Genomic DNA, 23,202 nt, shown 5'->3' on the forward strand with positions numbered 1-23,202 from the left:
TGCCATTCCTAGCCAGCCACACACCGATTGACCAGATAGCAGTTTTCCCCGGCGGTGGGATGGGCTAGAAAATGACCCACAACATGTTGGGGTTCACCGGGGGTATCGTGGCCAGATTCGACCGCTATATGCTGTCGCAGCTTATTTTGCTGTTTGGCTTTTACGGGCTGGTGCTTGTTTTGCTCTTTTGGGTGAACCGGGCGGTCAGGCTGTTCGATCAGCTGATCGCCAATGGTCAGACCGCCATGGTGTTCCTTGAATTCTCGGCGATGATCGTACCCGGTGTCATTGTGTTCATCATCCCGATTGCGTCCTTTGCGGCGGCCGTATCAGTGACGAACCGGCTGAATTCTGAAAGCGAACTGGTCGTGGCGCAAGCCGCCGGGTTCGGCCCGTTCCGTCTGGCGCGACCGGTTCTGGTGTTTGGGGTTTTCACCGCGCTGTTCATGCTGGTGTTGACCCATGTTTTGGTGCCGATGAGCCAGCTGCGCTTTGCCGAACGGCAGGCCGAGATTTCCGAAAACATCACCGCGCGGTTCCTGACCGAAGGCAGTTTCGTCCATCCGGTGGACGGCGTTACCCTCTATATTCGCGAGATCAGCCCGGCTGGCGAACTGCTGGACATCTTCTTGTCCGATGAACGCAATGCGGCGCAGAAATATACATATACCGCCAAGAAAGCGCTGATCCTGCGCACCGATGCGGGGCCGCGGCTGATCATGTTTGACGGGTTGGCACAGGTCTTGAATGCCAAATCGCAACGGCTGTCGACCACAGGGTTCAAGAATTTCACCTATGACATTTCAGCCCTTCTGTCGGGGCCGATCGGCGGCAATCGCACCGTCACCCAGATTTATACGCCCGAGCTTCTGGATCCACCTGTCGCCACCCTGTCTGAGACAGGTGAGACACGCGCGGCCTTGCGCGCCGAGGGACATTTCCGCAATGCGCAGGCGCTCTATTCCGTGGTCACGGCGATGACCGGGTTCTCGATGCTGATCGTCGCGGGGTTCAGCCGCTTCGGGCTTTGGCGGCAGGTCGTGTTGGCGCTTGGCGCTGTTGCGCTGCTTCAAACGCTGGACAACACGATGCTGGATATGGCACGCCGGGACGCAAACTATTTATGGCTGGTTTATGTCGCAACAGGCGTCGGGGTCGTGTTGAACATCGTTGTCCTGATCATGGCAAGCCGCCCATCGCCACGCGATATGCGGCGGCGGCGGCGCACCTTGCGCGAGATGTCCAGGATACCGGCGGCGGGGGCTGCATGAAACTACACCTCTATATCGCACGCCGGTTTCTGTTTGCCTTTCTGACCATGCTGGTTGTGTTGGCGATGATCTTCGTGCTTCTGGACATGGTGGAAAGCATGCGCCGGTTTGACAGTGCCGCGGTCGGCTTCGGAAATGTTCTTGGCCTGACTCTGTTGAACGCGCCGGTCTGGATGTACCGCATTCTGCCATTGATCGTCATATTGGCAACGCTTTGGATGTTCCTCAGCCTTGCACGCAGTTCCGAGATGGTCGTGACCCGTGCCGCCGGACGGTCTGCTCTGAATACACTCGTCTCGCCCGCATTGACGGTATTCCTGTTCGGCCTGATCGCGGTGGCTGTCGGCAACCCGATCGCGGCGGCAACGTCCAAGAAATACGAGCGCATCGCGGCCCAGTATAAAGGCACCGGCGGGTCGGTCTTGTCAATCTCGACCGACGGGGTGTGGCTGCGGCAAGGAAACGAGGATGGGCAGACCGTGATCCGCGCGACAAAATCCGATCTGGAAGGCACCAGCCTGTCGGGCGTTACCTTCTTTTCCTTCGCACCGGACGGTCTTCCCACCCTTCGGATCGAGGCCAAAACGGCCAGTCTTGAACCCGGCCAATGGATGTTGACCAGCGCCAAGGTCTGGGATCTTGAGAACGCCGACAATCCCGAGATGGAGGCCGTGTCCTATGACGAATATATAGTGGATTCGAACCTGACACAGGAACAGATCAGGGACAGTTTCGGCAAACCAAGTTCGATCTCGATCTGGGACATGCCACGCTTTATCAACCAGTTGGAAACCGCCGGTTTCTCAGCCCGTGCGCATCGTGTCTGGTTTCATATGGAGCTTGCCACTCCGTTCTTTCTGGTCGCGATGGTGCTGATTGGCGCAGGCTTTACCATGCGCCATACCCGTTTCGGCCGCACCGGCATCATGGTCTTGCTGGCGCTGATGATGGGCTTCGGGGCGTATTTCATTCGTAATTTCGCACAAATTCTGGGTGAAAACGGCCAGATCCCCGTGCTCCTGGCAGCATGGGTGCCCCCCATCGCTGCAATCATGATGCCTATGGGGCTTCTCTTGCATTTGGAGGACGGGTGATGGGCGTTCGCTCAAGATTACGCACTGGCCTTCTGGCAGCTTGGCTGGGATCTGCCGTCGCTGCCATTGCTGTCATCACCCCCATGCGACCTGCAATGGCAGGTCAGGCCAGCCTGATCGCGGATCTCGTTCGTGTCGATGGCAACACCGCGTTGATCGCACAGGGCAATGTGGTCGTCTTGTATGAAGGCACGCGGCTAACCGCTTCCCGCGTGGTCTATGACAAGGTCACGGACAATCTGAGCATCGAAGGACCGATCACGATCAGCCGTGCAGACGGCACGGTCCTGATTGCCGATGCGGCCGAATTGTCGTCAGACCTGCGCAACGGCATCCTGAAAAGCGCGCGACTTGTGCTGAACGAACAGTTGCAGATCGCAGCCGCCCAGATCAATCGCGTGAATGACCGGTATACGCAAATGACGCGCGTTGCAGCCTCGTCCTGCCAGGTGTGTAAAGCCAACCCGGTGCCGCTATGGCAGATCCGGGCTGACCGCGTGGTGCATGACGAGAAGGCGCGACAATTATATTTTCACGGCGCACAGTTCCTGGTGGCGGACGTGCCGATCTTCTATCTGCCGCGCCTGCGCCTTCCCGATCCCACTCTGAAACGCGCGACCGGGTTCTTACCGCCAAGAATTCGCACCACGTCAACGCTGGGCGTGGGTTTGGTTGCCCCGTTCTTTCTGAGATTGGGCGATCACGCCGATCTTACCCTGTCGCCGTTTCTGGCAGCCAAGACCACCACGCTTGAGCTGCGCTATCGTCAGGCGTTCCGGGCGGGCGATATCGAGTTTTCCGGTGCGTTCAGCCGCGACAGCGTTCTGCCCGACCAGACGCGGTATTACGTCTTTGGCGAGGGTGAGTTTGCCCTGCCCCGCGACTACACGCTCAGCTTTGAGCTGCAAGAGGTCTCGGACCCCGCTTACTTGCTGGATTACGGTTATTCCGATCAGGACCGGTTGCGCAACGCGATCAATGTGATGCGGGCGCGTCGGGACGAGTTCGTGTTCGGCGGCATCACCCGCTATGACACATTGCGAGAATCCGAACTGCCGATATCTGACCAATTGCCCTTTGCCCAGATCGACACATTCTATGAGCGCCGTTTCTTCCCGACCTGGCTGGGCGGCGAGGTGCGCGGCAACCTGTCATGGCAGGCGCATTTCCGCGAAAGCAACGAAGATATCCTTGGCCGTGACATGGCGCGTCTGGGGGCCGGGCTGGGCTGGACCCGCAGTTGGATCGGCCCCTCCGGTCTGGTGATCGAAGCAGAGGCGGGCGTTGACGCAAACGTCTACTGGATCGAACAGGACAGCCGTTTCGAGTCCGAACAAAGTTTCGCCGCACCATCGGCCGGTGTGACACTCAGATGGCCCATGTCGCGCGTGGCCGCATCGGGCGCGGTGGATATTCTGGAACCCGTCGCCCATGTGGCGTGGTCCAAGCAAGTCGGCGCCGATATTCCCAACGAAGACAGCGTGTTTGTCGAATTTGACGAAGCCAATCTGTTCGATCTGAACCGCTTTCCCGGCTATGATCGGCGCGAAGATGGCGCGCGCGCGGCGGTCGGGATGAGCTGGACACGGCATTCGCCGTCTGGCTGGGCCTTCACGCTGGCCGCCGGTCGGGTGTTCCGCGAAAGCGGGTTTGACCAGTTCACCGATGCGTCCGGGCTGGCCGGAGATCGTTCGGATTGGCTTCTGGGCGCGCATGTGAATTTCGGCGGACGCTTCGCCTTGCAGGGCCGCGCGTTGCTGGACGATGATTTCGGGATAACCAAATCCGAAACGCGCGCCGCCTATCTGGCCGACGATTTCGAGTTCAGCGCGGCCCATATCTGGGTCATCGAAGACAGTGCCGAAAACCGCCCCGACCCGACCCATGAATTGCGGCTGGACGGGGCCTATCAGATCAGCGACTTCTGGCGCGTGTCGGCAGATGGCAGCTTTGATCTTGAGGCCCAGCAGGCCACACGGGCCGGATTGGGGCTGCGCTATCAAAATGAATGCATTTTTGTGGACCTTTCCCTCTCGCGTCGTTTCACATCCTCCATTAATGTGACGCCAACAACGGATTTCGGCTTCAAGGTCGAACTGACGGGGTTTGGCGGTGCGCGGGGCAAAACGTCCAACAAATGCAGCGGCTGATCGAAACCGATGATTGAGATGACAGGTTGAGATGACGATGAGCAGATCGGACAGAACTATGGTGAAACGCATGAACAACAGCCGCGCCTGCACGTTGCCGGAACCCCGGTGGATCCAGCGCCTTGCGGCAATCTTGATGACCGGACTGTTTGTCTTGGCACCGTTCAGCGCGGGACCAGCAATGGCCCAGGATCTGTTCGCACCGGTAAAGAAGATCAACGACCGGGTCATCACCGCCTATGAGTTGTCGCAGCGCATGGCATTTCTGACCATCCTGAAGGCCCCCGGCAACCTTCGGCAACTGGCCTTGGAGCAACTGACGAACGAAGCCCTGCAACGCCAGGCCGCCGAGAATGCGGATGTGAAACCGACCGCAGAAGAAATTCTTGCCGGGATGGAGGAATTCACGGGCCGGTTCAATCTGGATGTCGAAGCCTTCAACAATATCATTTCGCAGGCCGGTATCGCACCTGAAACATTTCGTGACTTCGTGTCGGGCGGGATCGCCTGGCGTGGCGTGGTGCGGGCCCGCTGGGCTGGTCGCGTTCAGGTCTCAGACGATGAGGTGGATCGCCAATTGGCCCTGACCCGCCCTGGCCAGGGTGTGCGTGTGCTTTTATCCGAGATAATACTACCCGCCCAGACCCCAGCGCAATTGCAGGCGTCGAACGCGCAGGCCTCGGAACTCAGCGAGATCACCACCCTGCCCGCTTTTGCCGCCGCAGCACGGCAGTATTCCGTGGCCCCGTCACGCGAACGCTCGGGTCGGTTGCAGTGGATGGATCTGTCCAACCTGCCCCCAGCAGTCGCCGCGCAGATCCTGCCGCTGGCCCCCGGACATGTCAGTGACCCGATCCCCGTCAATAACGGCGTGGCGGTGTTTCAGATGCGCGCCATTGAAGAGATCGAGACCCCGCAGCCGACGGATGTGACGGTGGACTATGCCACGCTGCTGCTGCCCGGTGGGCGGACCGAAGCCGCCCTTGGCGAGGCTGCAAATATTCGCGCGAAAGCAGATACTTGCGACGATCTCTACGGCATCATCAGGGATGCTTCGCCCGAGCAGTTGCAACGTGAAACGCTCTCCATTGGTGAGATTCCCACCAACTATGCGCTGGAATTGGCCAAGCTGGACGAAGGCGAGGTGTCGACCAACCTGACCTCGGCCTCGGGCCAGAATCTTGTGTTCCTTATGCTATGCTCGCGCACCCGCGACCTGCCGGAAGAGGTCAGCCGCGACGACATCAAGCTGCGATTACAAAACCAGCGTCTGCAAAGTTTCGCCAATGCCTATCTGGACGAGTTGAAGGCAGCGGCCCATATCGAAGATTACAGCGATCAATGACCACTGGCGCGCCGTCCGCGGACAGTTTGCCGCCGGTGGCTTTAACCATGGGCGAACCGGCAGGGATTGGCCCCGATATTGTCGGTCCTGCCTTTGACGCATTGAAGGGTGAGGTGCCGTTTTTTCTGATCGGTGATCCATCACACCTGCCGGACGGCGTCGCCTTCGCTGAAATCTCCGCACCCTCCGAGGCGCTGATGGCTGACCACCTTCCGGTTCTGCCTCACGGCTTCGGCAGCCCCCGCCGCCCCGGCCTGTCCCAAGCGGACCATGCGCAACATGTGATCGCGGCAATCGAACGCGCTGTGGAACTGACCGGATCTGGCGAAGCGTTGGCGGTTTGCACCAACCCGATCCACAAGAAGGCGCTGAAAGACGGCGCAGGCTTCGCCTTTCCCGGTCACACAGAATTTCTGGCCCATCTTGCAGGCGGCGCTGAGGTCGTGATGATGCTGGCCTGTGATGGGCTACGGGTCGTACCCGCCACCATCCATATCCCCATCGCCGAAGTGCCATCCACGCTGACCCGTGATCTTCTGGCACAGGTCATTCGCACGACACATGCAGCATTGATCCATGATTTTGCCAAACCGTTCCCGCGTATCGCCGTGGCGGGGTTGAACCCCCATGCAGGCGAAGGCGGCGCGATGGGGTATGAAGAGATCGAGATGATCACCCCCGTGCTGGACGGTCTGCGCGCCGAAGGGCTGGACCTGATCGGGCCGCAATCTGCCGACACGATGTTCCACGCCGCAGCCCGCGCAGGCTATGACGCGGCGATCTGCATGTATCACGATCAGGCCCTGATCCCGATCAAGACCATCGACTTTGCCGGCGGCGTGAACGTCACCCTTGGCCTGCCCTTCGTGCGCACTTCGCCCGATCACGGCACCGCGTTTGATATCGCGGGCACTGGCAAGGCCGACCCAAGCTCGTTGGTCGCGGCGTTGCGCATGGCGCATCAGATGGGCCGCATCCGACAGAAGCGTCGGACATGAGCCAGATCGACGGCCTCCCCCCCTTGCGCGACGTCATTGCGGCCCATGGGTTGATCGCCAAGAAGTCGCTCGGGCAGAACTTCTTGCTCGATCTGAACCTGACCGCCAAAATCGCGCGGCAGGCGGGTGATTTGGCGAACTCTGACATTCTGGAAATCGGCCCCGGACCCGGAGGGCTGACGCGCGGGCTTCTGGTCGAAGGGGCACGCAAGGTGCTGGCAGTGGAAAAAGACAGCCGCGCCATGGCGCCGCTGGCCGAGATACAGGCGGTCTATCCCGACCGGCTTGAAGTGATCAATGCCGATGCTTTGGACCTTGATCCGCTGGAGCACCTGACCCCGCCCATCCGTATCGTGGCAAACCTGCCCTATAACGTCGGGACCGAGCTTCTGGTACGATGGCTGACCCCTCTGTCTTGGCCGCCGGTCTGGGCCAGCCTGACCCTGATGTTCCAGAAAGAGGTCGCCGAACGGATTGTCGCCCAGCCGGGATCGAAGAAATATGGCCGTCTGGCGGTGCTGTCGCAATGGCGCACCACCCCGCGCGTGGTAATGGAACTACCGCCCGAAGCGTTCACCCCGCCGCCCAAAATTCATTCCGCCGTAGTGCATTTTGACGCCCTGCCTGCGCCCCGGTTCGAAGCCGACCCGGACAAGCTGCAAGCCCTTGTGGCGAAGGCGTTCGGGCAGCGCCGCAAAATGCTGCGCGCGTCTTTGAAAGGGTTGCGACCCGATATCGAGGATGTGCTGACCTCGGTCGGAATCAAGCCGACGTCGCGCGCCGAAGAAATCGGCATCGAAGAGTTCTGCGCCCTCAGCCGCGCGCTGGCGAGTTGATCCGTTCAAGAATCAACTATGTTCCTCGGCCGCCGTTTCCGCCAGTGCCCGGTTGAAAGCCTTCAACGCGTCCACCTGGAACACCGCTCCCCAAAGTTCGGGCGGATCCCCCTCGCCGCCCAACGTGACCACAGGTATGAACCGCGCGGCAGAGGTTTCGAACATGGGCATCACGGCCTCCAGCGTCGCGTTCCCGTCAATATACACGCCCTGTTCGATCAGATCCCAACACTGTTCTTCATTCGCCGCCCTGTCGTGATTACTTGCCCGCATGATCGACGCCACGCGCACTGTGGATAGCAGATAAGCTTGAGGGCCAGCGGCAAGGTGAACACCTCGTCTTTCCAACTGGGTCAGGAAGAACGACCGATCCACCCAGCGGCTGGCCAGCGCCGTGGACAGCGACACCGCGGCCATCACTGCGATCCCGGTTTGCCAGTCGCCCGTCAGCTCAAACACAATCAATGTGGTCGAAATCGGTGCGCCCAGCACCGCCGCCGCGACAGCACCCATGCCCGCCAGCGCATAGAGTGTCTCGGACCCTGATACGTCGGGAAACACAGCGGTCGCCACGATCCCGAAGGCCAGCCCGGTCAAAGCCCCGACCATCAAGGCCGGTGAGAACACCCCGCCGCCCATGCGTCCGGCCATGGTGATTGCGACTGCGGCAACCTTGACGACGACAAAGGTGATCGCCAGTTGCAGCCCCATCCCGCCGGTCAGGGCAACCGATGTGGTTTCATAGCCCACGCCGATGATATGTGGATACCAGATGGCTATGGCACCAAGGATCAGCCCAGCACCGGCCGGTCGCAACACCCGAGGCAGTCGCGTGGCAGTCTGGATGGTGTCGCCCACATCCTCGGCCCAGAAGATGGACCGCATCAAGATGACAGCGACCACTCCGCAGACAAGCCCCAGCAGCAAAAAGGCAGGCAGTTCGACATAGAAAGCAAGCGATCCTTCGGCGGGCAGGACAAACTCGGTCACATCGCCATATTCAAGGCGGTTGATCACGGTTCCAGCGACCGACGCGATGGCAATCGGCGCAAAAGCGTGCACAGCGAAATGACGCAGCACGACTTCCAATGCGAACAAAGCCCCCGCGATCGGGGCGTTGAAACTGGCCGACACCGCCGCCGCGACCGCACAGCCCAACAGATCACGCCCGGTCACGCCATTGGCGTTGATCCGCGCCGAAACCCAGCTTGAGATCACAGCGGCAAGATGCACAACCGGGCCTTCGCGCCCCGACGACCCACCGGTCGACAGCGTGATCAGCGAGGCCAGCGCCGATCCCAGTCCGGCGCGTTTCTCGACACGCCCGTCCCACAAGGCGGCGCCTTCGATCACGTCGGCCACCGCGCGCACCCGGCCGTCATGGGTGAACCAGTTCAGGATGATCCCGACAACCAATCCGCCGAACGCGGGCAGCAGAAGCACCCAATACCATGGCAAGGTGCCCGCAAAACTGTGCAGATGGGCCAGATCGTCAGTGCCATACAGCGCCGCCTGAAGCGTCTCGATTCCCTTTCGGAATCCCAATGCCGCAAAACCCGACGCGATCCCGATCATCAGCGCAATCAGCCAGAATTGCACTTGGCTTGGTCCTTTCTCGATCAAGATATGCCAACCGGTAGAGGACCGATCCTGCAAATCCCGCCAAGCGCGATCTAAGAACAATTTTAGCCGATTAGGCATCGTCCTCCGCCCGCGCGGCCCTTCCCAAGATCACGCATTTACCATAAGTTGTTCCGGCTTTGCTGGGGAGGATGGGATGACCATCGACACCGTGTTTACCGAGCTTTCGTCCATGCTAGGCGATCGGCTCAGCCGCTCCAAGTCCGATCTGTCGCATCATGGCGGTTCCGAAACTCATTTCGCCCCGGCCCCTCCCGATGCGGTGGCATGGCCCGAAACCACGGACGAGGTCAGCCGCATTCTGCACCTGTGCCATGCGGCCAGTGTGCCGGTCATTCCCTATGGCGCGGGCACGTCGTTGGAAGGTCACACCAGCGCGCCGATGGGGGGGCTATGTATCGACATGTCGCGTATGAACCGTGTTGTTTCCGCCGATCCGGGCGACATGATCGCAGTCGTTCAGCCCGGCGTGACACGCGAAGAACTGAACCATGAACTGCGCGCGTTGGGCGTGTTCTTTCCGGTCGATCCGGGTGCCAATGCCTCGATTGGCGGAATGGCGGCGACGCGGGCCTCGGGCACCACAACAGTGCGTTATGGGTCGATGCGTGACAATGTGCTGGGCCTGACGGTGGTGCTGGCAGACGGGCGGATCATCAAGACAGGATCGCGCGCGGCGAAATCCGCCTCTGGCTATGACCTGACCGCGCTGTTTCTGGGATCGGAAGGCACGCTGGGCATTATGACCGAACTGACCCTGCGCCTGCACGGTGTGCCAGAACAGATCAGCGCGGGCATCTGCGCCTTTCCCGACATGGCGTCTGCCGTGGGGGCCGTGCAGCAGGTGATCCAGATGGGGATCCCAATGGCGCGGATCGAGTTTGTGGACGCCGACACCGCACGCGCCTTCAACGGCTATGCCGGGACCGACATGCCTGAATGCCCGCATTTGCTGGTCGAATTTCACGGAAGCCCCACCGCCGTTGCCGAAGCCAGCGAAGCCTTTGGCGAAATTGCCACGGATTTCGGCGCCACCGGATACGAACACGCCACCCGGACCGAAGATCGCAATGCGCTGTGGAAGATCCGCCACCACGCATATTACGCGGTGCTGTCCCTGCGCCCCGGCGCAAAGGCCGTGGTCACGGATATCTGCGTGCCGATTTCAAAACTGGCCGAGGCCATCACCGAGACGCAGGCGGACATCGCAGCATCGGGCCTTATGGGACCGATCCTGGGTCATGTGGGGGACGGCAATTTTCACGCCGCCCTGCTGATCGAAGACGGCAACGAGCCCGAGAAAGCGGCGGCCAAGGACTTGGCCGCCCGAATGAGCACCCGCGCCCTTGCGATGGGTGGCACAATCACTGGCGAACATGGGATCGGTATGGGGAAACTGGGCTTGATGGGCGCGGAACATGGCCCGGCCTGGTCGGTCATGGGCGACATCAAGACCGCGCTCGACCCCAAGGGCATTCTGAACCCCGGCAAACTTGTGCCGCAAGGGTGATCGCCCCTAACCGTCCAGAAGTTCTTGCGCGGCGGCCCGTCCGGCATCGGTGATCGTGTCGCCGGAAATCATGCGCGCCACCTCGTCCACGCGGGCGGGCGCATCCAGCGGTGTCACATTGGTCAGCGTCATGCCTTGCGACACGGTTTTCTGCACCTGCCAATGATGATCGCCCAAGGCGGCCACCTGCGGGCTGTGGGTCACAACAAGCACCTGCCCACCCAGGGACAAAGCCGCCAGACGTCGCCCAACCGCGTCGGCCGTCGCCCCACCCACACCGCGATCAATCTCGTCAAAGATCATGGTCAAGCCGTCAGCTTCACGCGTCAGGCACACTTTCAACGCCAACAGGAACCGGCTGAGTTCGCCACCCGATGCGATCCTGTTCAATGGACCTGACGGCGCTCCGGGGTTGGTCGCGACGGTGAATGTAACCTGATCACACCCATCCGGACCCGCATCCATCGGGGTGATTTCTGTGGTGAATACCGCGCGCTCCATTTTCAATGGCGCCAATTCGCCCGACATGGCCTTATCCAGCGCCTTGGCGGCCGTGACGCGCGCTTGAGTCAGCAAGGCGGCGGCACTGTTGTAGTGCGTCAGCGCCTTGGCGACATCCTTCTCAAGCCCGGCAATCGCATCCACGCCCGCGTCCAGCGCGTCAAGCCGCGCACGCAGGTCTTCAGCGAAACCGCCCAGATCATCGGGGGCCACCTGATGCTTGCGGGCCATGGCGCGGATCGCAAACAGACGCTCTTCAACCACTTCCAATTCGTGCGGATTGAAAGACAGGGTATCAAGCGCAGCCTCGACCCCCTGCACCGCGTCGCCCAATTCTGCCAAAGCCCGCCCAAGGGCCGAGATCGGCGGATCCAGCGCCTCGCCCGCCTGATCGGCCACCGCTTCCAGCCACCTGAGCGCATCACCCATCCGCGCCTCGGCCCCCTCGCCAGATGAGAGCGCCTGATGGGCTTTGGTGATGTCCTCGCCAATGCGTTCTGCGGCCTGCATCAATCGGCGGCGGCTGTCCAGCTCGGCGTCTTCACCTGGTGCCGGGGCAAGCGCATCCAACTCGGCCACCGCGTGGCGCAGGAAATCTTCCTCGGCCTGCGCGGCGGTCAGATCGGCGCGGGCCTGATCCAACGCCTTCGTCGCGCGGGACAGGTCGCGCCATGCCGCGCGGGTCGCGCCAACTTGGGGACCAAGCGCGCCAAATTCATCCAACAATTGCCGATGCACACGCGGGTTCAGTAGCCCGCGATCATCCTGCTGGCCGTGCAGCTCGACCAGCGTATCGGACAGCGCGCGCAACACATCGCCCGACACGCGGCGATCATTCACCCACGCCGTCTTGCGCCCATCCGCACGGTTTATGCGCCGCAATACCAACTCGTCCTCGGCCGGGATCCCCGCTTCATCCAGCACCGCGCGGGCGGGGTGACCATCCGCAAGATCGAACACCGCCGTGACCTCGCCCTGTTCGGCCCCGGCACGCACAAGATCGGCGCGTCCGCGCCAGCCCAGCACAAAACCAAGACTGTCCAGCAAAATGGATTTTCCCGCACCGGTTTCCCCGGTCAGAACATTCAGCCCCGGCTGAAACTCAAGCTCCAGCCGGTCAATAATCAGAAGGTCGCGGATATCAAGACCACGCAGCATGATGCCCTCGGTCAGTCGTCGCCCCGCCCCGGTGAGGGATCAGAGCCATTCGCCCTTGATCAGTTGGCGGTAGACCGCGCTGAGCCAGTTGTTGCCCTTTACCTCGGGTTTCAGCCCGGACTTGGTCAGCAAACGATAACTGCTTTGATACCATTCGCTCGACTGGAAATTATACCCCAGAATGGCCCCTGCGGTCTGGGCTTCCTCGACCAATCCAAGCGACAGATAGCTTTCCACAAGACGATGCAACGCTTCGGCGACGTGCGTTGTGGTCTGGAACTGCTCGACGACCACGCGGAACCGGTTGATCGCCGATGAATAATGTTTGCGTTTCAGGTAATACCGTCCGATTTCCATCTCTTTCGCGGCAAGATGGTCGAAGGCGAGGTCAAATTTCAGGATCGCCGACTTTGCATATTCGGTGTCAGGATAGCGTTCGATCACGGTGCGCAAAGCTTGCAACGCCTGATATGTCAGGCCTTGGTCGCGGCCGATTTTGTCAATCTGGTCATAATAGCTGAGCGCCAGAAGATATTGGGCATAGGCCGCATCTTCCGAAGCGGGGTAAAAGTCGATGTAACGCTGTGCGCTGGCGCGCGCCTGTTCATAGTCCTTGTCTTTGTGGAACGCGAAAGCCTGCATGATCAACGCACGTTTCGCCCATTCCGAATACGGATACAGGCGTTCAACTTCGCCAAACCACTTGGCCGCTTCCGAGGGGTCTCCGCGGTCAAGATCGTATTCACCGCGCTTATAGATTTCTTCCGCGGTCCACTGATCGATCGGCTTTTTTTCTACCGGTTGGGAAAACGCGCCAAACAATCCGCGCCCACCGCCGCCTGAACTGCCTCCAAGGCTGCCAAACCCCAAACTGCCAGACCCACCACCGCATGATGACAGAACGATGCCGGACGCCAGCATCACACTGATTAAGCGTTTCGTTTTGAAGCTGCGGCATTCATTTGAAGCGAAACGTGCGCAACGCTCAGATGTCGCGCCGCGTTTCGCAAAAAGCTGTGCGACAGGTTCTTCGCGAAACGCTTTAGCTTTGCCAAATTTCACACGGATCATGACCGGTGCCACCCCAAAAAATTGTCATTCGACCGACTGGTCTGAATTGTTCCCGCCTGTCCTAGCACAGAAATTTTCGAGGCAAAATGGTTTGCTCGGCAATTTTCGCGCCTCTGGGTCACTTGGCGCATGTTCGCCCCACCCACACGGTCCGAAAAACGCAGAAACCACGCCTGAAAAGCGTGGTATCCGATTTGAAATCAACAGGTTCCGGCCGCGATCATGCCGTCATGGGCAGATCAGAGCGGCGCACCCCCACGCCCGGCAACCGACGCGCGGTTGCGGCGTCACATTCGACCATGCGCCACGCATCAGGTTTGTCGAACAGGGCGCGCAGCAGTTTGTTGGTCATCGCATGGCCCGCCCGATGCCCGACATAGCGTGCTTTCAGCGGCGCGCCCGCCAATGCAAGGTCGCCCACCGCATCCAGCATCTTGTGGCGCACGGCCTCGTCGATGCGGCGCAGACCACCGGGCGACAGAACATCATCGCCGTCAACGACGACAGCGTTGTCATAGGTGCCCCCCAGCGCAAGCCCCGCCTCGTGCATCGCTTCCACGTCGGCACGACGGCAGAAGGTGCGGCAATCGCTGAGTTCGCGCACGAAATTGCCGTTCGACAGGTCCAGACGCTTGTTTTGCGTGCCAATCACACGGTCCGGGAACGAAATGTGAAAATCGATCTCAAATCCGTCGGATGGCTCTAACCGGGCCCATATGGCGTGTTCGCCGTCGTCTTCCCGGTATTCGACGGGTTTCAGTATCTCAATCACCCGCACAGGTGCGGACAATTCGCGCACGCCGGTCTTCACCAGACCATCGACGAACCGCGCCGCACTGCCGTCCATGATCGGCACTTCCGGGCCATCCAGTTCAACCAAAGCGTTATGAATACCACATCCTGCAAGTGCGGCCATGATATGTTCGATGGTTTTGACCTCGACCCCCGCATCGTTGCGGATCAGGGTGCATAACGGTGTGGGAACACCCGAGGCCCAATGGGCGGGGACAAGATTGTCCCGGTCCAGAACGTCGATGCGTTTGAACCAGATGCCGTGTTCTGCCGAAGCAGGTCGCACGCGCATACGTGCCGGTCGCCCGGAGTGAAGTCCGGTGCCGGTAAATGTCACACTGCTTGCAACTGTGGTTTGCACGTGTTGCCTCTTTATTTGCCTCAGTTCGGATCGCGCCGCCTTGGGGTCATGCTTGATGATCCAGCATCCGGTTCGATCCACATTCTTCGCCGCGCCAGGAGCCGCAGACAACAAGGTTCTGTGTGGAGTGGCACAGGTCCTTAGCGTCTTGGGTCTGTGTGGCGTCCGGTTCTATCCGTTCACCACTGCCAGTCTCCGTGCGTAAAAAGGTGTTTGAAACCGTTCCATGCAGCGGCAGGTCTGACGCGCTCCAAGCATGTATGGCTTGGTGACACAGAGGTAAATCCTGCCCGGTGCAATAACAATTCAAACCTCTGTAACGGTCTGTAACATCAGGACTCGCTCGGGCGGGAGGTTGCCGAAGCGCCTATCCCCGAGCCACAAAGGGTTGTTTCCAAAAGAAAAAGACCCACCACATGGCAGGTCTCTTTTGGTGATTTAGTGAACGGTGAAACAGTGTCTCGGCACAGAAGTCGTCCTGCTGTGGACCTGGTGCAACATCAGGATCACGCGAAGCTGCTGTCGCGCGATCCTGTTTGTCACAAACCTAGTTCGCCTGACGTCGCAGGAAGGCCGGAATTTCAACCTTGTCGTGTTCTGGGTCGGCTGCCGGCGCCTGCGGTTGGGCGGGCCGTTCGGATTGCACCGGCGGTTGGCTGCGAGCCTGATCTTCGGCGCCTGCGGCCCCTGATCCGGTCATCCGATTGATCAACGAGTTGATGCCAAAGCGCGGTTTGTCATGCGCGGCGGCGTCGGAGTGGGCCGGGGCTTCGCGATGCGGCGCGGGCTGTTGCGCGCGCGGCTGATTGTGCACGGCGGCTTGCAAACGGGCCAAAGCCTCGGGCGATGGGGTGCCCGGTGTTGGCGCCCGCGGGGCCACAAATGTTGCCACATCCGGTTGCTCGTCATAACCCGTGGGCGCGGCTTCCTGTTCGCGCGGCTGATAAGCCGGTGGTGGAATATCACCGCCGGCCTGATCGGCGTGGAACACGTTTTCGGTCGGCGCTTTCGGGGCGACTTCTTCCCGCTCCAGATCGCCAAACAATGTTGGTTCACTGGCGGCAACCTCAGCCGAGGGAGCTTTCGGCGCAGGCGAATTTTCAATCGCAGCCGCTGCGGCAACCGCATCAGGTGCTTCGGCTTCCATCTTCTGCTCGACTTCAAGCGGCGCTTGCAGCGGTGAAGCAAGGCTGCGACGCGGCAACGGCATTTCGGTGTTCACATCCACCGCGTCGATGCCGGTGGCCACCACGGACACACGCATCGCGCCTTCCATGTCGGTGTCCAGCGTCGAACCGACGATGATATTGGCGTCCTGATCCACTTCCTCGCGGATACGGTTGGCCGCTTCGTCCAGTTCGAACAGGGTCAGGTCGTAACCGCCGGTGATGTTGATCAACACACCTTTCGCGCCGCGCAGGCTGATTTCATCCAGCAGCGGGTTGGCAATGGCTTTCTCGGCGGCCTGAACGGCGCGATCTTCGCCATTTGCTTCGCCTGTGCCCATCATGGCTTTGCCCATCTCGTCCATCACGGCGCGGACATCCGCGAAGTCGAGGTTGATGAGGCCGGGGCGAACCATCAGGTCCGTAACACCCTTAACGCCTTGATAAAGCACGTCATCCGCCATCGAGAACGCCTCGGTAAAGGTCGTTTTCTCATTGGCCAGACGGAACAGGTTCTGGTTCGGGATGATGATCAGCGTATCGACCATCTTTTGCAAAGCTTCCACACCGTCTTCCGCCTGACGCATCCGTTTTGCGCCTTCGAATTGGAAGGGTTTGGTCACAACACCAACGGTCAGAACACCCAATTCACGCGCGGCTTGCGCGATGATCGGGGCTGCACCTGTCCCGGTGCCACCACCCATACCGGCGGTGATAAAGCACATATGCGCACCAGCAAGGTGATCGACGATCTGTTCAATCGATTCCTCGGCTGCGGCTGCACCGACCGACGCGCGGGCACCTGCGCCCAACCCCTCGGTCACTTTCACACCCATCTGGATGCGGTCTTTCGATCGCGAATGCTGCAAAGCCTGCGCGTCTGTATTTGCTACAACGAATTCAACGCCCTCGAGTTCCTTCTCGATCATGTTGTTGACAGCGTTGCCACCGGCACCGCCTACACCAAACACCGTGATACGAGGTTTCAACTCTTCCTGACCGGGCAAGGTAAGGTTCAAAGTCATGATTTGTCCGCCTGTCTATGTCCGCGCCGCACCGATGTCCCCCGATGGCGGCCAATATGGTCTTTTAATTCCGACTGAATCGCCGGTTACTGCCTCATTTGGTCCATGTTAACCCATAAAACAGCCTTCCGTCACGCCCTAAAGGGTCGGAAAGCCGCAAAATATTGAGGGATTATCGAAGATTTCAGCAGGATTTCGCCGAAGCCACCGCATGTTGCTGCCCGGACGACCCATTCACCAATTGTCTTTGAACCACCGGAAGGCGCGCCGCAGGCTGCGGGCGGGGTAGCTTTCCGCAGGAATGTCGAAATCCCACCATTCGTCCTGCGGGTGAGCGGCGAACAGGCACAGCCCGACGGACGAGGCAAACCCAGCCCCCGTGGCGGCCTGTGGCAAACCCTGCACGCGCAAAGGCCGACCGATCCGCACTTGCTGGCCCAGAATTTTCGGGGCGAGCCCGTCCAATCCGGGAATTTGGCTGCCGCCGCCGGTCAGCACGATCTGCTGGCTGCGCAAATGCTCAAACCCAGACGCATCAAGACAGGCCCGGACCTCCTCCAGGATTTCCTCGACCCTCGGTCGCATGATGCCGATCAGTTCGGCCCGGCTGACGGTGCGGCGGTCATGTTCCCAATCACCCGTGTCGCCGCCGATCTCGATCATCTCGCGATCATCCATGCCGGTGGCAACGACGCCGCCATAGAAAGTCTTGATGCGTTCCGCCGTCGACAAGGGCACTTGAAGCCCCTTCGAGATGTCCGAGGTCACGTGATCCCCGCCCAATCGCACACTGTCAGAATAAATCATGTGCTTTTTCATGAAGATGGACAGACCAGTTGAACCACCACCCAAATCGATACAGGCCGCGCCCAGCTCCTGTTCGTCTTCCACCAAGGCGGAAATGCCGGACACATAGGCCGAGCTGGCCAGCCCCGCCAGTTCAAGATCGCAACGTTTGATGCAATAGAGCAGGTTCTGAATGACCGCTGAATCGACGGTCAGAACATGCATGTCCACCGCAAGCCGGTTGCCGATCTGCCCGCGCGGGTCGCTCAGTCCCGACCGGTGATCCAGCGCGAAATTGACCGGCTGGGCGTGCAACACTTCGCGCCCGTCGCCGATATCCGGCATGTCGCACGCAGCCAGCACCCGCGCGACGTCATCTTCCGTCACGGCCGAGTCGTTCAGCTCCACGACACCATCCAGCCCATAGCTGCGCGGGTTTGCACCCGAGAAACATGCAATCACGTGGTCAACACGGATGTTTGCCATTTTCTGCGCGGCCTGGATGGCGGTGCGAATGGCGCGTTCGGTTTCCTGCATCGCATCAATCTCGCCGAAGCGCACGCCGCGTGACCGCGTGGTCGCCGCCCCGATGATACGAAACGCGCTTTGCCCGGCCAGGCTGCCCACCCCATCGCTTTCCCGAAACTGGTCCGGCCCGTCGAAGCGCAGGATCAGACAGGCGATCTTCGAGCTGCCGATATCCAGAATTGCGATCACACCTCGCTGCATGGCGGCTTCGCGCATCGAGCGCATGGCGCGCTGCTGGCTGTAAATATCGGTCATTGGTCTTCTACTCCAAACTCAATCGCACGAATGCGGCGCAATTCTTCGACGGCAGGCTCGCCCAATCGAAGCGTCGGTCTCAGGGGATTTCTCATGTCAACTACGGTCAAATCGCGCGCCATCACCTCTTGCGCCTGATCCAGCGCGATCACTTGCTCCAGGGCTGCGACGGGGTCGTTTTCCGGCAACAGGATGCGCTGCTTGGTGGCCAGCACCACGTCCCAGCGGCGTTCGCCCACTCGAACGAGGCCGCGCAATTGCGGGCCAAACGGATGCGCCGTCTCGATCAGGTCCAGGGCTTCTTTTACAGCCTTGTCAGCCCCGACACCGGCAATCAGCGGCAGGTCCGACCGACCATCGCGCGCCAACAGGCTTGCGACGCGGTGGCCGGTGCGATCCAGCAGATCAAGGATGCCGTCGTGGCGCCAGATGATGACCGGCTGGCGTTCGGTGATGGCGACTTCCAACACCCCGCCAGGCCGCACCCGCAGATCGGCCTTTTCAACCACGTCCAACTGGGTGATTTCCTGTCGCATCGCTTCCAGATCCAGATCAAAGCTGGAAATGGGGAAGTCGACCGGTAGCATTTGCCGCACCGCGTCGGCAACCACCGGTGTCGCACCTTCGACCGCCATCAGTTTGACCATAAATTCAGGCCGCTCCTGCACAGACCTCTGTATCTGGGTGTATTTTTCAGCAAGGGCTTCGCGATTGTCGGGGATTGAGAAATACCATCCGACCGTCAAAAGCACGGCAAAGACGGGAAGCCCGACCCGCAGGAATGACCGAAACGCCGGGGTCAGCCAGAGCCGATGCACCTTATAGGCCATGCGTGACGGTGCCGGATCACGATGAAGGGTCTCGCCCCCTCGCGCGGTGCCATTTGAACCCGTCGGGCGTGGCGCGGCAACGGAATGATACGGGCCCGAAGGGCGTGATTTTCGCATCAACGATCGCATGAGGCGTCCTCCACCATCCATGCGCAGAATTGTCCGAAAGTGATCCCGTGATGCGCCGCTTGTTCAGGGGCCAGAGATGTGGGCGTCATGCCCGGCTGCGTGTTTGTCTCAAGCAGGATCAATCCGTCCAAACCGCGCGCCTCGTCCCAACGGAAATCCGTGCGGCTGACACCGCGGCAGCCCAACACCGCGTGGGCGCGCAAGGCGTAATCCAGACAGGCGGCTTCGATGTCAGCAGGGATGTCGGCGGGCATGATGTGGCGCGACCCACCTTCGGCATATTTCGCGTCATAGTCATACCAGCCATCGGTCAGAATGTCGGTCACGCCAAGCGCCCGATCCCCCATGACAGTGGTCGTCATTTCGCGCCCCGGCGCATAGGTTTCTACCATCACCGTTTCGGGCATGGTCGGGGCAAGTTGTGGGGGCGTGTTCGCCCCGTCCTGAACAATGTAGATACCGACCGAGCTGCCCTCGTTATACGGCTTCACCACATAAGGCGGCTCCATCACATGACGTGCGCGCACCTCGTGGGCGGGCGCCAGCACGCTATCGACAACCGGTAGACCAGCGACGCGGAATGCGTCCTTCGCGCGCTCCTTGTCCATCGCAAGCGAGGACGCCAACACGCCGGAATGGGTATAGGGGATTTGCAGCCACTCAAGCAGACCCTGCACACAGCCATCTTCGCCCCAGCGGCCGTGTAATGCGTTGAACACCACGTCGGGGGCCTCTGCGCGCAAACGCTCGGAAAGATCGGAACCGGCGTCAATCGCGACCACGTCATAGCCCTCGCCCTTCAGTGCCGCAACGCATTCGCGCCCGGAACTCAGCGAGACCTCCCGTTCAGCCGAATGGCCGCCCAGAAGAACCACAACTTTCGAGACTGTCTTGCCCGACATGCCTGCTCTTTTGCCTCGTCCTTGATCGCGAGAACGCGACCAACTGCCCAGCCGTTTCCGGCGCCTATCCGCACTTTGCGCGCGGCGTTTATCTTTATCGGAGGCTGTACCGCCCCTTTGCTCAGGGCTTTATGCCCCTTGTTTGCAAGGGCGTTTGCCCCTTGTCGCCGGTTCATTTCGACCGGATCTGAAGGGCCTGCCCGACCCCGGTATCTGCGCGCATACGTTGGCTTATTTATCTGCCAATTCACCCACGCGCATGATTTCCCATACTAGCTCTATGCCACTGTGTTCGTAAACCTTTTTTCTGACCTCTTCGCCTAATCCTTCAAGTTCTGCGGCACTGGCGTCGCCGGTGTTTGTCAGAAAATTGGCGTGCATCGGGTTCATCTGCGCCCCGCCAAGGGTCGCGCCGCGCATCCCCGCGGCCTCGATCACCTTCCACGCCTTCAACTCGTGACTGTCATCGGCGCGCCCGGTCGAACTGAAACCGACCGGGTTGCGGAAGGTCGATCCGGCGGTGCGGTCCTTGGTGGGTTGGGTCTCGTCGCGCTTGGCCAGTTGCGCCTCCATCCGGGCGACAAGCCGGGCAGGATCGCCCATCGGGCCTTCAAATGTTGCGCTGGTGATCACGCAACCGTCCGGAAGATCGGTCTGGCGGTATTGAAAATTGAGGTCGTCAGCAGTCAGTGTCACCCGCTCGCCTGATCGCGTGATGGCCTGCGCTTCGACGAAAACATCAGCGACATAAGAGCCATAGCACCCGGCGTTCATCCGAACCGCGCCACCGATGGCACCCGGAATTGTGCGCAGAAAGGTCAGGTCGACACCCGCGTCCGCAGCTTTGCGCGCCACATGGGCGTCCAGTGCGGCGACGCCAGCGGTGACGCGGTTGCCATCAACCGCAATCCGGTTGAAGCTTCGCCCCAACCGGATCACCACGCCACGAATACCGCCGTCGCGCACGATCAGGTTCGACCCGACCCCCATCGGAAAAACCGGCACATCCGGGTCAAGCGCGGCCAGAAACTGCGCCAGATCACTGTCATCGGCAGGCATGAAGAACCAGTCGGCGGGGCCGCCCACGCGCAGCCAAGTCAGGGTGGACAAGTCCTTGTCAGACACCAGCGCCCCGCGCGTTTCGATCTTGCTTGGATGGGTCACTTCAACCTCGTATCTTGCGCAGCCAGCGGATCAGGTAAATCACTGGCCAGCGCAGTATGGACATTGCTGCGATCATGACCAGCCCACCAACCAGCGGCCCGTTTTGATAAACCACGTAACCCAATAGCGGAATGCCCATGGCGATCAAGACGTAAGCCACGCGCCAATGATGATCCCGCGATGGAAACAGCGCGATGACCTGCGCAAGGACGGCCCAGAAACAGGCAAGGATCAGCGACAGCGTCATACCCGCCCCGACGCCTTGCGAGTCAGATACCAAAGGGGTCGACGAAACATCGAAAGGAAGGCCGCAAGACCAAGCCCGGCCCACAGCCAGCCATGGTTAGCCCCGATCCAAAGGATCAAGAACGGCGCGGCCACCAGAAGCACCAGACCTGGCACAAACTGACGTCGCATGGGCAGAAACGCTACAGCGGTGGCGGCAATCACCCACAGGGCGGCGGCGATCAGCGGCGCGCTCATCCAGCACCCGAGGTCAGGAATGAAGCCCCAAGCGCCAGCAGCGCCGCGATCAGACCCAGCCACGGCACCCAGTTTGCGGTGCGAAACGGCGCTTTGGGGTCTTTGCGTTTCAACGCAATCAGGGCGACATTTACGACCGCGAACACGATCAGAAGGACGGTCGAGGTGACTTCCGCCAGGTCCGAGACAGGCAATGCCAGCGCCGCTGCCACCACGCCGAGACCCAAAAGCACCGTCGCCAGCACGGGCGTGCCGAACCGGGGATGCGCGCGATAAAAGATCGACAGCCGCTTTTCCCGCCGTCCCAATCCAAACAGAACCCGTGCAGCCATGATGATCTGCGCCAGCACACCGTTTAACGCGGCGACAACCGCGATGGCACCCAGCATGGCCGGGGACATTAGAAACGCGGCCTCCCAGACCAGAACCAAGGGTCGGTCAGAGCCAGCCAGTTCGTCCACCGGAACGGCCCTGATCGCCGCCAGCGAGACCATTGCGTAAAGCGCAGTCGTCACAACCAGCGCAATCAAGATTGCTCTTGGCACGGTGCGGGTGGGGTCGCGGGCTTCTTCGGCCATGTTCACCATGTCCTCGAACCCGATAAATGCAAAGAAGGCAAGAGCGGCGGCACCTGCCACGCCGGGCCAATAGATAGATGGCAGATCGGTAAACTCGGCCACTGGCGGGGCGGTGAACCCGGCCCAGATCACGGTGGCCAGACCCAACACCTCGATGATGGTAAACAGGGCCACAAGGGCAAGGCTTTCCAGAACTCCTGCCACAGCGACAAGGGTCAGGGCAACGCCAAACCCGATGATCGCCCAAGTTGCGGGAATGTCGATCAGTGACAGCAGATAGCCGACCCCGCCCCGCAGGACTGCCGCGGCTGACACCGTGCCCGCAAGCACGATGGCCAGACCGATCAACACCGCCAGCAAGTGGCTGTTCAGCCCTTTCTCGACATAAGCCGCCTCGCCCGAGGCTTCGGGGATGCGCGAACTGAGTTCGGCATATGACAGGGCTGACGGGGCGGCGACGATCCCGGCCAGAACGAAAGCCATTGGCGCCCAGATGCCTGCCTCGGCTGCGACGGCACCCACAAGCACGTAGATGCCCGCGCCGACCATGACGCCGATACCATACATGGTCAGAAGGCCAAGGCCGAGATTGCGTTTTAACGGGGCTGGTTCCATGTACCCATCTTCT

General features: G+C 60.7%; 19 protein-coding genes. 7 read left to right on the forward strand and 12 right to left on the reverse strand.

Going from position 1 to position 23,202, the window contains the following annotated elements; translation table 11 throughout:
* Window positions 1-71: 71 nt before the first annotated feature.
* The 6 genes from BMY55_RS10040 (at window position 72) to rsmA (ending at window position 7,694) form a co-directional block, all read left to right on the forward strand.
* On the forward strand, window positions 72-1,271 hold the full coding sequence (locus BMY55_RS10040; RefSeq protein ID WP_245744707.1) for an LptF/LptG family permease: 1,200 nt from the start codon (window positions 72-74) through the stop codon (window positions 1,269-1,271).
* Window positions 1,268-2,365, forward strand: coding sequence for an LPS export ABC transporter permease LptG (gene lptG / locus BMY55_RS10045; RefSeq protein ID WP_091430362.1), 1,098 nt, complete (start codon window positions 1,268-1,270; stop codon window positions 2,363-2,365). Before BMY55_RS10040 ends, lptG begins: the two co-directional genes overlap by 4 nt.
* A complete protein-coding gene (locus tag BMY55_RS10050) occupies window positions 2,365-4,515 on the forward strand; it encodes an LPS-assembly protein LptD (RefSeq protein ID WP_177179323.1) in 2,151 nt (716 codons plus the stop codon). Before lptG ends, BMY55_RS10050 begins: the two co-directional genes overlap by 1 nt.
* Window positions 4,516-4,585: 70 nt before the next feature.
* Window positions 4,586-5,860 (forward strand): peptidylprolyl isomerase, encoded by a 1,275-nt coding sequence (locus tag BMY55_RS10055; protein WP_177179324.1) that lies wholly within the window; start codon window positions 4,586-4,588, stop codon window positions 5,858-5,860.
* Complete coding sequence (gene pdxA / locus BMY55_RS10060) at window positions 5,857-6,858, forward strand: 4-hydroxythreonine-4-phosphate dehydrogenase PdxA (protein WP_091430367.1); 1,002 nt, start codon at window positions 5,857-5,859, stop codon at window positions 6,856-6,858. Before BMY55_RS10055 ends, pdxA begins: the two co-directional genes overlap by 4 nt.
* Window positions 6,855-7,694: a 16S rRNA (adenine(1518)-N(6)/adenine(1519)-N(6))-dimethyltransferase RsmA gene (gene rsmA / locus BMY55_RS10065; protein ID WP_091430368.1), complete on the forward strand. Its 840-nt coding sequence runs from the start codon at window positions 6,855-6,857 to the stop codon at window positions 7,692-7,694. The genes pdxA and rsmA overlap by 4 nt, the downstream gene beginning before the upstream one ends.
* A gap of 12 nt (window positions 7,695-7,706) precedes the next feature.
* On the opposite strand, the gene BMY55_RS10070 is transcribed toward rsmA, so the two are convergent.
* Window positions 7,707-9,395, reverse strand: a complete 1,689-nt coding sequence (locus BMY55_RS10070) for a chloride channel protein (protein ID WP_091430370.1) — start codon at window positions 9,393-9,395, stop codon at window positions 7,707-7,709.
* A gap of 76 nt (window positions 9,396-9,471) precedes the next feature.
* Here BMY55_RS10070 and BMY55_RS10075 point away from each other — a divergent pair, with 76 nt between their 5' ends.
* Window positions 9,472-10,845, forward strand: a complete 1,374-nt coding sequence (locus BMY55_RS10075) for an FAD-binding oxidoreductase (RefSeq protein WP_091430372.1) — start codon at window positions 9,472-9,474, stop codon at window positions 10,843-10,845.
* Between the two features lie 6 nt (window positions 10,846-10,851).
* Here BMY55_RS10075 and recN read toward each other — a convergent pair whose 3' ends face one another.
* The 11 genes from recN to BMY55_RS10130 all read right to left on the reverse strand — a co-directional run bounded on the left by recN (window position 10,852) and on the right by BMY55_RS10130 (window position 23,189).
* On the reverse strand, window positions 10,852-12,504 hold the full coding sequence (gene recN / locus BMY55_RS10080; RefSeq protein ID WP_091430374.1) for a DNA repair protein RecN: 1,653 nt from the start codon (window positions 12,502-12,504) through the stop codon (window positions 10,852-10,854).
* Window positions 12,505-12,543: 39 nt separating this feature from the next.
* Window positions 12,544-13,425 carry an outer membrane protein assembly factor BamD gene (locus BMY55_RS10085; protein WP_091432326.1) on the reverse strand — a complete coding sequence of 294 codons (882 nt, stop codon included), beginning with the start codon at window positions 13,423-13,425 and terminating at the stop codon, window positions 12,544-12,546.
* Window positions 13,426-13,795: 370 nt separating this feature from the next.
* Window positions 13,796-14,728, reverse strand: coding sequence for a UDP-3-O-acyl-N-acetylglucosamine deacetylase (lpxC, locus tag BMY55_RS10090; RefSeq protein WP_091432328.1), 933 nt, complete (start codon window positions 14,726-14,728; stop codon window positions 13,796-13,798).
* 547 nt (window positions 14,729-15,275) lie between these two features.
* Window positions 15,276-16,919, reverse strand: coding sequence for a cell division protein FtsZ (gene ftsZ / locus BMY55_RS10095; protein WP_091430376.1), 1,644 nt, complete (start codon window positions 16,917-16,919; stop codon window positions 15,276-15,278).
* Between the two features lie 234 nt (window positions 16,920-17,153).
* Window positions 17,154-18,488 (reverse strand): cell division protein FtsA, encoded by a 1,335-nt coding sequence (ftsA, locus tag BMY55_RS10100; RefSeq protein ID WP_091430378.1) that lies wholly within the window; start codon window positions 18,486-18,488, stop codon window positions 17,154-17,156.
* Entirely contained in the window at window positions 18,485-19,447 is a 963-nt protein-coding gene (locus BMY55_RS10105) for a cell division protein FtsQ/DivIB (protein ID WP_245744708.1), read from the reverse strand. Before BMY55_RS10105 ends, ftsA begins: the two co-directional genes overlap by 4 nt.
* Window positions 19,435-20,349, reverse strand: coding sequence for a D-alanine--D-alanine ligase (locus tag BMY55_RS10110; RefSeq protein ID WP_091430380.1), 915 nt, complete (start codon window positions 20,347-20,349; stop codon window positions 19,435-19,437). Before BMY55_RS10110 ends, BMY55_RS10105 begins: the two co-directional genes overlap by 13 nt.
* Window positions 20,350-20,580: 231 nt before the next feature.
* On the reverse strand, window positions 20,581-21,513 hold the full coding sequence (gene murB, locus BMY55_RS10115) for a UDP-N-acetylmuramate dehydrogenase (RefSeq protein WP_091430382.1): 933 nt from the start codon (window positions 21,511-21,513) through the stop codon (window positions 20,581-20,583).
* A gap of 1 nt (window position 21,514) precedes the next feature.
* On the reverse strand, window positions 21,515-21,760 hold the full coding sequence (locus BMY55_RS10120; protein WP_091430384.1) for a DUF2484 family protein: 246 nt from the start codon (window positions 21,758-21,760) through the stop codon (window positions 21,515-21,517).
* Entirely contained in the window at window positions 21,757-21,996 is a 240-nt protein-coding gene (locus BMY55_RS10125; RefSeq protein ID WP_091430386.1) for a DUF2484 family protein, read from the reverse strand. Before BMY55_RS10125 ends, BMY55_RS10120 begins: the two co-directional genes overlap by 4 nt.
* Window positions 21,993-23,189, reverse strand: coding sequence for an APC family permease (locus tag BMY55_RS10130; RefSeq protein ID WP_091430388.1), 1,197 nt, complete (start codon window positions 23,187-23,189; stop codon window positions 21,993-21,995). Before BMY55_RS10130 ends, BMY55_RS10125 begins: the two co-directional genes overlap by 4 nt.
* Between the last annotated feature and the right edge of the window lie 13 nt (window positions 23,190-23,202).

This window comes from Aliiroseovarius sediminilitoris, from assembly GCF_900109955.1.
GTDB classification, from domain to species: Bacteria; Pseudomonadota; Alphaproteobacteria; order Rhodobacterales; family Rhodobacteraceae; genus Aliiroseovarius; species Aliiroseovarius sediminilitoris.

What these genes read in the sequence shown, in the direction of transcription:
- lptG (WP_091430362.1), top strand. Translation starts at nt 1,268, where the DNA reads ATGAAACTACACCTCTATATCGCACGCCGGTTTCTGTTTGCCTTTCTG.
- BMY55_RS10085 (WP_091432326.1), bottom strand. Translation starts at nt 13,425, where the DNA reads ATGCTGGCGTCCGGCATCGTTCTGTCATCATGCGGTGGTGGGTCTGGC.
- BMY55_RS10055 (WP_177179324.1), top strand. Translation starts at nt 4,586, where the DNA reads ATGAACAACAGCCGCGCCTGCACGTTGCCGGAACCCCGGTGGATCCAG.
- BMY55_RS10075 (WP_091430372.1), top strand. Translation starts at nt 9,472, where the DNA reads ATGACCATCGACACCGTGTTTACCGAGCTTTCGTCCATGCTAGGCGAT.
- BMY55_RS10040 (WP_245744707.1), top strand. Translation starts at nt 72, where the DNA reads ATGACCCACAACATGTTGGGGTTCACCGGGGGTATCGTGGCCAGATTC.
- ftsA (WP_091430378.1), bottom strand. Translation starts at nt 18,488, where the DNA reads ATGACCGATATTTACAGCCAGCAGCGCGCCATGCGCTCGATGCGCGAA.
- recN (WP_091430374.1), bottom strand. Translation starts at nt 12,504, where the DNA reads ATGCTGCGTGGTCTTGATATCCGCGACCTTCTGATTATTGACCGGCTG.
- pdxA (WP_091430367.1), top strand. Translation starts at nt 5,857, where the DNA reads ATGACCACTGGCGCGCCGTCCGCGGACAGTTTGCCGCCGGTGGCTTTA.
- BMY55_RS10120 (WP_091430384.1), bottom strand. Translation starts at nt 21,760, where the DNA reads ATGACGCTGTCGCTGATCCTTGCCTGTTTCTGGGCCGTCCTTGCGCAG.
- BMY55_RS10110 (WP_091430380.1), bottom strand. Translation starts at nt 20,349, where the DNA reads ATGTCGGGCAAGACAGTCTCGAAAGTTGTGGTTCTTCTGGGCGGCCAT.
- BMY55_RS10050 (WP_177179323.1), top strand. Translation starts at nt 2,365, where the DNA reads ATGGGCGTTCGCTCAAGATTACGCACTGGCCTTCTGGCAGCTTGGCTG.
- BMY55_RS10130 (WP_091430388.1), bottom strand. Translation starts at nt 23,189, where the DNA reads ATGGAACCAGCCCCGTTAAAACGCAATCTCGGCCTTGGCCTTCTGACC.
- BMY55_RS10070 (WP_091430370.1), bottom strand. Translation starts at nt 9,395, where the DNA reads ATGCCTAATCGGCTAAAATTGTTCTTAGATCGCGCTTGGCGGGATTTG.
- ftsZ (WP_091430376.1), bottom strand. Translation starts at nt 16,919, where the DNA reads ATGACTTTGAACCTTACCTTGCCCGGTCAGGAAGAGTTGAAACCTCGT.
- BMY55_RS10125 (WP_091430386.1), bottom strand. Translation starts at nt 21,996, where the DNA reads ATGAGCGCGCCGCTGATCGCCGCCGCCCTGTGGGTGATTGCCGCCACC.
- BMY55_RS10105 (WP_245744708.1), bottom strand. Translation starts at nt 19,447, where the DNA reads ATGCGATCGTTGATGCGAAAATCACGCCCTTCGGGCCCGTATCATTCC.
- rsmA (WP_091430368.1), top strand. Translation starts at nt 6,855, where the DNA reads ATGAGCCAGATCGACGGCCTCCCCCCCTTGCGCGACGTCATTGCGGCC.